Consider the following 9,602-nt stretch of genomic DNA (forward strand, 5'->3'; position numbering starts at 1 on the left):
GATCCCATCCGCCCGTCGCACCCACCGGCAGAGGTTGCGTCCCCCTGATGTCCCTGATGTCGAGTCACCACACCGCGCCCGCGCGGACACCAGCACGGCTACCGTCGTACTACGGCTACGGCCACAGCTTTGGCTACGAGGGGGCGTACGCGGCATGAGCTTCGGCGACGAGAACGACGGCATCGGAGGTACGGGACAGACGCGCACCCGCCTCCCGGAAACCGGCGGGAGCGGCGACGTGTACGGGGGCGCGCGACGGCCCGCGCGGAACTCACGCTCCCTCATCACGTTCGTGGGCGTGGTCGTGCTCCTGATCGCGGCGATCGCGTTCGCGAACCGCGGTGACGGAACGGACACCCCGAAGACGGACGGGAAGGCCCAGGGCGGCACGGCCCCGACGGCGGCGACGGGGGTGCGGCCGGTGACCGGGAAGAACGGGGAGATCCCGACGGGGTATGCGCGGGACGAGCAGGGGGCGCAGAGTGCGGCGTCGAACTATGCCGTCGCGCTGGGCTCCGTGGGCATGTTTCAGAAGGACAGCCGGCACCAGATCGTGGACACCGTCTACACGTCCCAGGCGGCGGCCAAGCTCAAGGGCCCGCAGGACGCAGCCTACTCCGCAGAGTTCCTCGCCAAGCTGGGGCTGGACGCCAATGGCGACGCACCAGATGGCAGCACATTCGTGTCCAGGACCATCCCGGTCGGGACCAAGGTGGAGAGCTTCGCAGGAGACTCCGCCAAGGTGTCGGTTTGGTACACCGGACTGATCGGCATGTCGGGCCCCGAATCGACCGACCCCGTGAGCACGACGTGGAAGACCTGGACCTTCGACCTGACGTGGGCGGACAACGACTGGAAGATCACCGCTGACACCCAGAAGGACGGCCCGGCACCGGTGCCTGGCGACATCGCAGCGTCAAGCTCGGACGAGATCAGCAAGGCCGTTGAGGAGTACGGAGGCTTCACTTATGCCCGGTAGTCCTCAGCACCGCACCCGCTCAGCCGTCTCCGTGCTGGTGGCCGTGCCCACGGCACTGCTCCTGCTCGCGACGCGCGCCGTTGCAGCGCCGTCGCCCACACCGACACCGAGCAATGACCCCTGCGACCTCCTGATCGGTCCGGCCAAGGAGTACTGCAGCAACGGCGACGGCGCCCGCCGCGCCCCCGCCCTCGACGACCCCACCACTCCCCTCGACCCGCTCGCGTCCCTCGCCAAGGGCTGCGCCGACGCCGCCGTGTCGATCATCGACGCGCTGTCGAAGGCCGTGAAGTCCACCGCCGAGGTGGACTTCACGAACGGCACCTTCCTCGCCCAGTACGCCGTCGTCTTCGCCGCCGCGACCTTCCTCACCCTCCTCCTCTGGCTCCTCGCGGTCGCCAAGCGCGCCATCCGTGGCGTACCGCTCACGACCGCGATGTCCGAAGCGGTCGGGTTCCTCTGGCTGACGGTCCTGGCCTCGGCCTTCACCCCGCTGATCCTCTACACACTCGTCTCGGCGACCGACGCCATCACGGACGTCATCGCGGCCGGCACCGGGGGCCAGACGGATGTGTTCTTCGGGAGCTTCAAGGAGGCGCTGAAGAAGGGCGACGACATCGGCGGCGGGCCGATCATGCTGATCATCGTGTCGCTGGTGACGGTGCTCGCGGCCGGTGTGCTCTACCTGGAGCTGTTCCTCCGCGCCGTGCTGCTCTACGTCGGCGCGCTGCTCGGAGTCGTCGTGTACTCGGGGCTCGTCGACAAGAACCTCTGGGGGCATGTGCGCCGCTGGGCGGGGATCATGATCGCGGTGATCCTGGTCAAGCCTGTGATCATCATCGTGCTCGGCCTCGCCGGGGCGCTGTCCGGCGACGACGGGCCGGACTCGTTCTCGGCGGTCGTGACCGGCCTCGCGATCATCCTGCTCGCGATCTTCGCCTCGGGGATGATCTACCGCTTCGTGCCCGGCTTCGGCGACGAGATCGCCGCCTCCCGCAACAACCGCATCCAGAACAGCGCGGAGAACAAGGCGGCCGCCGTCATCAGCTCCCCCGCCGCCCTCGTCTCGCAGGGCATCAAGACCCACTCCAGCCGCAGCGACCAGCGCGGCGGCGGCAACGACGGAGCCGCGGCCCGGCCCGCGAGCCCCATCGCCGGCGGGGTCGCCGCCCACAGCTCCCGCGGCGGCGGAACCGGGGGCGGAACCGGGGGCGGGGTCGGCGGCGGAACTGTCCCCTCCGCCGCACCTCCGCCCCGTAGCGGCGGCAGCGCCCCCAGCACGAGCACCCCCCACAGCCATCGCAAGAGCACAGGCACCGGCACAGGAAACACAGGAGGTGGAGGGCGTTGACGACGCAGTCCCAGCCCATCGCGCCCCGCCGTACGTATCTCATCGGCCGGGCCCGGCCGAACGCGATTGTCGGCAAGAACCGCGAGACCGGCGAGATCGCCCTGATCATCGCCGGCGCGTTCCTCGGCATGATGAGCGGCCTGCTGGTCCCCGCCCTGTCCCTGCGGATCGTGCTGCTCATGGGGTTCCCGCTGCTCGCGCTGGCCGCGGTGTACGTCCCGTACAAGCAGCGCACCTTCTACCGCTGGTTCGAGATCAACCGCAGCTACCGGCGCACCCTCCGCCGGGGCACCCTCTACCGCTCCAGTGCCATGGAGGCGGGCACCCGCATCGACGGCCGCGAGATCGAGGTCGGGCCCCCGCCCGGCATCGGCAGGATCAACTGGCTCGCCGCGCCCTTCGGCCCGGACGAGATCGCCGTACTGCTGCACGCCGACCGCCGTACCGTCACCGCCGCCATCGAGATCGAGGGCCCGGGCGTGGGACTGCGCGACAGCGAGGACCAGGAAGCCCTGGTGGACCGTTTCGGCACCCTGCTCAAGCATGTCGCCAACGGCGACGGCTTCGTGACCCGCCTTCAGATGCTGGCCCGCACCCTCCCCGCCGACCCCGACGCCCACGCCAAGGACGTCGCCCAGCGCGGCGACGCGTCCGCGCCCGGATGGCTGCGGGACTCGTACGACCAGCTCCAGTCGATGGTGTCCACCTCCAGCGAGCAGCACCGCGCCTACCTCGTCGCGTGCATGCACTACACCCGCGAACTCGCCGCCGAGGCCCACACCATGGCCCGTGCCGCCCGCCAGACGAGCGGCACGAAGAAGCTCGACAAGGACGCGGGGCTCGCCGTCGTCATGGCCCGCGAGCTCACCGACATCTGCGCCCGGCTCGCCGAGGCCGACATCCGCGTACGCCAGCCCCTCGGCCAGGGCCGGCTCGCGTCCCTCGTGCACTCCATGTACGACCCGGACCACCCCATCGACCACATCCAGGCGATGACGAAGCGCAACGCCTGGCCCGCCGAACTGGACGCGATGGAGCCGACGTACCTCCAGGCCAAGACCCGCGAGTCGTCCACCCGCGCCCCCTGGTGCCACGCCACCGCGTGGGTGAAGGAGTGGCCGATGACCCCCGTCGGCGTCAACTTCCTCGCCCCGCTGCTCGTCCACACCCCGGATGTGATCCGTACAGTCGCAGTCTGCATGGATCTCGAACCCACCGAGGTCGCCATCGAGCGGATGCTGACCGAGAAGACGAACGACGAGGCGGAGGCGAGCCGCGCCGCCAAGATGAACCGCACCGTCGACCCGCGCGACATCGCCGCGCACGGCAGGCTCGACCAGCGGGGTGAAGATCTCGCCAGTGGCGCGGCAGGCGTCAATCTTGTCGGGTACATCACTGTGTCGTCGCGTACGCCCGAAGCCCTGGCCAGGGACAAGCGCACGATCAGGGCCTCGGCGGGCAAGTCGTATCTGAAGCTGGAGTGGTGCGACCGCGAGCATCACCGGGCCTTTGTGAACACGCTGCCGTTCGCGACCGGCATCCGCCGCTAGCGCGCCGACACGCGCCGATACGCGCCGATAGGGGCCCTGATCAGATGCGAGATCCGCTGTCCGTCCTCACCGAATCCTTCACGTCCTTCCTCTTCGGGAAGGTCGAGACGACGCGGCTGCCCGTGCGTACGTCGACGGGCCAGGCCCAGGCCGTTTATCTGCCGACCGCCGCGCCAGGGCTCGGCGACTCGGGCGTGATCATCGGCCGCGAGGTGTACAGCGGAAAGGGCTACATCTACGACCCCTTCCAGCTGTATGGGCAGCAGCTGCCGGCCCCGCACTGGCTGGTCCTCGGCGAGTCGGGCAACGGCAAGTCCGCGCTGGAGAAGACGTACGTGCTCCGGCAGCTCCGCTTCCGCGACCGGCAGGTCGTCGTCCTGGACGCACAGGGCGAGGACGGGGTCGGCGAGTGGAACCTCATCGCCCAGGAGCTGGGAATAACGCCCATCCGCCTGGACCCGATGGCCGCCCTGGACGGCGGCATCCGCCTCAACCCGCTCGACCCGGCGATCACCACGACCGGCCAGCTGGCGCTGCTGCGGACCATCATCGAGGTCGCGATGGGGCACGGGCTCGACGAGCGCTCGGGCTTCGCGCTCAAGGTCGCCCACGCGTACGTCAACGAGACCATCACCGACCGGCAGCCTGTGCTGACCGACATCGTCGAGCAACTCCGCCACCCGGAACCCGAGTCGGCGGAGGCGATGAACGTCGACCTCGACGACGTACGCGCCTGGGGACTGGACGTCGCGCTGGTCCTGGACCGGCTCGTCGACGGTGATCTGCGGGGCATGTTCGACGGGCCGACGACGGTCGGGATCGACCTCGATGCGCCACTGATCGTCTTCGACCTGTCGCACATCGACCGGAACTCGATCGCGATGCCGATCCTGATGGCCATCGTCGGTGTGTGGCTGGAGCACACCTGGATCCGGCCCGACCGGAAGAAGCGGATCTTCCTGGTCGAGGAGGCCTGGCACATCATCAACAGCCCGTTCGTGGCGCAGCTCTTCCAGCGGCTGCTCAAGTTCGGGCGCCGGCTGGGGCTTTCCTTCGTCGCGGTCGTCCACCACCTCAGTGACGTGGTGGACGGGGCCGCGGCGCGGGAGGCCGCGGCGATCCTGAAGATGGCCTCCACCCGGACGATCTACGCCCAGAAGGCGGACGAGGCACGCGCGACGGGCCGGGTCCTGGGCCTGCCCCGGTGGGCCGTCGAGATCATCCCGACGCTCACGCCCGGCATCGCGGTGTGGGACGTCAACGGCAACGTCCAGGTGGTGAAGCACCTGGTCACAGAGGCGGAACGCCCGCTGGTCTACACGGACAGGGCCATGACGGAATCGTCCGTACGGGAAGACGTACCCGAAGACGTACGGGCGGCGGACTGGGAGGCGGAACAGCGGGCGGCCCGCATCGAGCAGCAACAGCAGGCCCGTCTCAGCGAGTCCTCCGAGTCGACGGTGGCGTGAGATGTCAGCGTCACCGCCACCGCTACTGCCACCGTCACCGTCATCGCGCGGGCGCGAGCACCGCTTCCGCGAGGAACGGGGCATCCCCGACGGCCTGTTGGTGGGCCTGCTGGGCTTCCTGCTCGGGCTGACGCTGCTGGTGTGGACGGCGACGGGCCTGGCGGGACTGTTCGCGCACGGGGCATGGCCGGACGGGGTGACGTTCACGCGCACCCCGCTCGCGATGCGCAGCCTGGCCTCGGAACCGCACGACCTCCCGGCCGCCTGGCCCTCGACCCCGGCGGGCCGGCTCTCCGGATACGGCCTGTTCTGGGGCCTGCTGATCGGCGAGCTGATGGTCCTGGTCGTGCTCACGGTCTTCGTCCTGGGCACACTCGCGCGATGGCGGGCGGTGCGGGCCTCGCGGGCCTCGCGGACGCGGAAGCCCGCGGCGGCAGGTACGACGGCGTTCCCGACCGGCGCGACCGGGTCCGATGCGGTCCCGCCCACCGCAACCGGCCACGCCGCGGAGAACGGCCACGCCGTCGAGGCCGGCCAGACCCCCGAAGCCGGCCACACCCCCACCGCTCACGCTGCTCCTGCCGCACCCGCCGCACCCGCCGTCCCCTCCGTCGCGACGAAGCCCAGGACCGCGGGAGCCGGCCCCTTCACGGAGCCGACCGTCCCCGCCCCGCGCGGCCCCCTCGTCGTCTACGGTGACCCGCCCACCCGTCGGCCCTCCACCGTCCAGGCCATCCGGGACGCCGACGGCCCCGCGCTCGTCGTCACCTCCGACCCCACCGTGTGGGCGGAGACGAAGGGCGCCCGCGCCAAGCTCGGCCCTGTCCTCGTCTACGATCCCGGCCACCTGTGCGACACCCCGGCCCGCCTCCACTGGTCGCCCACCGCCGGCTGCGAGGACGCCGACACCGCCGCCGCCCGGGCAGCCGCGCTGCTCGCCCCCGTACGCCCCCACGCCCGCCTGGACGCCGCGCTCGCCGACACCGCTGAAACGCTCCTGCGCTGTTGGCTGCACGCCGCAGCCGTGGACGGCCGCCCGTTCAAGCAGATCCACCGCTGGGCCCAGGGCAGCAGCGCCCATGAACCCGTACGTGTCCTCCGTACGCACCCCAAGGCAGCCTCCGGAATCGCGGGACTCCTCGAATCGGCGCTGACTGCCCATCCCGAACGTCGCGAGATGGCCCAGGAACTGACGGTCCGTGCACTCGCGGCGCTGGCATCCGTACATATCCGCGATGCCTGCACACCCAATCGAGCCGATGCGCTCGCCCTGGAATCTTTCGTGGACGAGGGGGGCACGCTTTATGTGGTGGGTGAACCGATCGAGGATCCCCGCACCCGCCCTGGCGCGATGCCCCTGCTGACCGCCCTCACCTCAAGCGTGGTCGAGCACGGCCGCCGCATGGCCGCACGGTCATCCGACGGTCGGCTCGACCCACCACTCACGCTCGTCCTCGAGGACGTCGCCGCCGTGGCACCGCTCCCCCTGCTCCCGGAGCTGCTGACCTCCGGCCCGGACCAGGGCCTGCCCACCCTGGCGCTGCTGCGCTCCCTCGAACAGGCGCGCGCCCGCTGGAGCGAGCCCCTCACCCGGTAGGTGCCGTTTCCACCACACGAGCCCGTACAACCCTTTTGCCGCACGCACGGTCAAACAGGACGCCGGGAAGGAACGGGCCCTTTCCGCCACCCCCGTACCCCCCGCACCCGCCCGGTCATCCTTGAGCCAAGGAGCCGCTCGTGCGCAAGTACCGTACGGCCGCCGTAGCCGCGGCCTCGTTTCTCCTGATGGCGGGAGCGGTCATCGCCGCTCCCTCGGCCTACGCCGGCACCCCCGGCGGAACCCACGCAAGTGACCGCAACAGCGATTTCAACGGCGACGGTTACGAGGACGTGCTCATCGGCGCGCCGGGCGGAACCGTCAGTGGGAAGAAGGGCGCGGGGTACGTGACCGTGCAGTACGGCGCGTCGACGGGCATCGGCACCCGCCGGGTCGCCGTCGTCAGCCAGTCCACGACCGGGGTGCCGGGCGCGGCCGAAACGGGCGACGGCTTCGGCAGGGCCGTGGCCACCGGGGACCTCGACGCGGACGGCTACGACGACGCGATCGTGGGCATCCCGGGCGAGGACATCGGCACGATCGCGGACGCGGGCGGCATCACCATCCTGTGGGGATCGTCGCGAGGGCTGGTCGGCGCGAACAGCGACTGGCTGGAGACCGCGAAGCCCGCGGCCGGCGAGAGATTCGGCAGCGCCCTCGCCGCGGCCCGATTCAGCCCTGACAGCCCGGGTGACCAACTTGCCGTTCTCAAGCGCGACGACCTCGAGTTGTACGCCTACGAGGCCGTCCCACAGCCGCAGTCCGCACCGCTGGCGCGCACCTCGCGCAACCGCCTCACCGTCGGCGCGGAGGGGCGCGAGATCCTGCCCAAGTCCCTCACCACCGGCGACTACGACAACAACGGCCTCGCCGACCTGATCGTCTCCGGAGTCTCGGTGGGCGAGGAACCGGGCCACGGCTGGTCGGTCTTCCTCTCCGGTCAGGAGCGGGGACTGGTGTACGAGCGCGATCTGCGCGGCGGCCCGGTCGTGGCGTCCGGCGACATCAACAACGACGGCTACGACGACCTCGTCACCAGTGAGCCGCACAGCCCCAATGACGGAGGCGACTGGATGACCGGCGGCCAGGTCGGCGTCTACTACGGCAGCCCCGACGGGCCGCTGGGCATCGACGGTGCGGGCAGCCCGCCCCAGTGGTGGACCCAGAACTCGCCCGGAGTCCCCGGCACGGCCGAGCGCGGCGACGGCTGGGGCACCGACCTCTCCGTCGCGGACACCAACGGCGACGGGTACGCGGACGTGGCGATCGGTGCCGCCGGCGAGGACATCGGCACGGTCGTGGACGCGGGGGCGGTGTGGGTGCTCCGCGGCGCGGCCGGCGGACTGACCGCCACCGGCGCCAAGTCGTGGGACCAGAACTCCGCCTATGTGCCGGGCACCGCCGAGCGGGGCGACCGCTGGGGCGGCCAGGTCAGGCTGACCGACCCGAACAGGGACGGCCGCTTCGGCCTGCTGGCCGCAGCCCCCGGCGAGAACACGAACGACGGCGTCGTGTGGGTGCTCTCGGCCGGCTCGGGCGGGATCACGGCGTCCGGCTCATGGACGTACGGCGGGGGCTCACTCGGCGCCCCGTCGCTGGACGCGTTGTACGGGGCGGCGATCGACGAGTAGGACACAGCACTCCGGGGCAGGTCAACAAGCCCTGCCCCGGCGTGACGCCTGTCCCTGGACGTTAGTCGTCAGTCGTCAGTCGTTGAGCGGCTCGCGGGGACGCAGGATCTCGTACTCGCGCTCCATCTCGTTCTCCGGAACGGGAGCGGGATCGCTGCTCGGGACGAACCCGATCCGGCGGTAGAAGGCTTCCGCCCTCCGGTTCTCCGAGTGGACGATCAACCGGACGCGCTCGACGGCCGGCGTGTCGAGCGCCCACGACCACTCGAGCGCTGCACGGAACAGCTCGTCGGCCAGCCCCGCGCCCCGCGCCTCGGGCCGTACGAACACCCCCACCACATGCGTCTGCTCGACGGTCGCGGCCTTGCCGACCCGCGGCTCGGCCCCCACCCTCTCCACCAGCACTGTGACGGTGCCGTCCCAGCGACCGTCCGGCGCCTCGGCGACGAACTGAATGACGTCCCGCCCCGCTGCTCCGGTGCTGGTTCGCGCCTGCCAGAACGAATCGGGCTGCTCGAGAGCACTCTCGTACGTCTCCAGGAAGGCTATCGGCGACAGCGGGTCCTGCAGGGCGGCGAGCCGGAGCTCACGGACCTTGGCCCACTCTTCGGCACGCACGGGCCGGATGACATGTTCCATCCCCTGATCCTCGTCACGGCACCGGCCCCGGGCAAGGTAGTTTCCCGGTCTCCGGGAGATCGTCCCTGAACGCAGAAAAGCCCCGGACCACAAGGTCCGGGGCTTTTTGCAATGATTGTTCGGCGGCGTCCTACTCTCCCACAGGGTCCCCCCTGCAGTACCATCGGCGCTGAAAGGCTTAGCTTCCGGGTTCGGAATGTAACCGGGCGTTTCCCTAACGCTATGACCACCGAAACACTATGAAGATGTGAACTCCAGCCGGCAAAAGGCGAGTTCGTTACTTCAGAACTAACACAGTGGACGCGAGCAACTGAGGACAAGCCCTCGGCCTATTAGTACCGGTCAACTCCACCAGTTACCTGGCTTCCATATCCGGCCTATCAACC

At 70.3% G+C, this 9,602-nt stretch carries 7 protein-coding genes and 1 rRNA gene; 6 read left to right on the top strand and 2 right to left on the bottom strand.

Going from position 1 to position 9,602, the window contains the following annotated elements:
* Window positions 1-154 precede the first annotated feature (154 nt).
* From ACWCXB_RS04590 to ACWCXB_RS04615, 6 genes are all read left to right on the top strand, one after another.
* The gene (locus tag ACWCXB_RS04590; protein WP_450718921.1) at window positions 155-979 is read left to right on the top strand and encodes a hypothetical protein; all 825 of its coding nucleotides are present in this window, start codon (window positions 155-157) and stop codon (window positions 977-979) included.
* On the top strand, window positions 969-2,330 hold the full coding sequence (locus tag ACWCXB_RS04595) for a hypothetical protein (protein WP_450718922.1): 1,362 nt from the start codon (window positions 969-971) through the stop codon (window positions 2,328-2,330). The genes ACWCXB_RS04590 and ACWCXB_RS04595 overlap by 11 nt, the downstream gene beginning before the upstream one ends.
* Window positions 2,327-3,880, top strand: coding sequence for an SCO6880 family protein (locus ACWCXB_RS04600; protein WP_450718924.1), 1,554 nt, complete (start codon window positions 2,327-2,329; stop codon window positions 3,878-3,880). Before ACWCXB_RS04595 ends, ACWCXB_RS04600 begins: the two co-directional genes overlap by 4 nt.
* Before the next feature lie 44 nt (window positions 3,881-3,924).
* Window positions 3,925-5,349: an ATP-binding protein gene (locus ACWCXB_RS04605; RefSeq protein ID WP_450718926.1), complete on the top strand. Its 1,425-nt coding sequence runs from the start codon at window positions 3,925-3,927 to the stop codon at window positions 5,347-5,349.
* A gap of 1 nt (window position 5,350) precedes the next feature.
* Window positions 5,351-6,946 carry a type VI secretion protein gene (locus tag ACWCXB_RS04610; protein WP_450718928.1) on the top strand — a complete coding sequence of 532 codons (1,596 nt, stop codon included), beginning with the start codon at window positions 5,351-5,353 and terminating at the stop codon, window positions 6,944-6,946.
* A gap of 140 nt (window positions 6,947-7,086) precedes the next feature.
* Complete coding sequence (locus ACWCXB_RS04615) at window positions 7,087-8,577, top strand: esterase (protein ID WP_450718930.1); 1,491 nt, start codon at window positions 7,087-7,089, stop codon at window positions 8,575-8,577.
* 75 nt (window positions 8,578-8,652) lie between these two features.
* Here ACWCXB_RS04615 and ACWCXB_RS04620 read toward each other — a convergent pair whose 3' ends face one another.
* Window positions 8,653-9,216 (bottom strand): GNAT family N-acetyltransferase, encoded by a 564-nt coding sequence (locus ACWCXB_RS04620; protein ID WP_450718932.1) that lies wholly within the window; start codon window positions 9,214-9,216, stop codon window positions 8,653-8,655.
* A 117-nt stretch (window positions 9,217-9,333) separates the two neighbouring features.
* Window positions 9,334-9,450 (bottom strand): 5S ribosomal RNA (gene rrf, locus ACWCXB_RS04625).
* Window positions 9,451-9,602: the final 152 nt, after the last annotated feature.

Source organism: Streptomyces sp. NPDC001514 (assembly GCF_053597075.1).

Excerpts from the sequence above, each read along its gene's own strand:
- ACWCXB_RS04590 (WP_450718921.1), top strand. The coding sequence starts at position 155 with ATGAGCTTCGGCGACGAGAACGACGGCATCGGAGGTACGGGACAGACG.
- ACWCXB_RS04595 (WP_450718922.1), top strand. The coding sequence starts at position 969 with ATGCCCGGTAGTCCTCAGCACCGCACCCGCTCAGCCGTCTCCGTGCTG.
- ACWCXB_RS04605 (WP_450718926.1), top strand. The coding sequence starts at position 3,925 with ATGCGAGATCCGCTGTCCGTCCTCACCGAATCCTTCACGTCCTTCCTC.
- ACWCXB_RS04610 (WP_450718928.1), top strand. The coding sequence starts at position 5,351 with ATGTCAGCGTCACCGCCACCGCTACTGCCACCGTCACCGTCATCGCGC.
- ACWCXB_RS04620 (WP_450718932.1), bottom strand. The coding sequence starts at position 9,216 with ATGGAACATGTCATCCGGCCCGTGCGTGCCGAAGAGTGGGCCAAGGTC.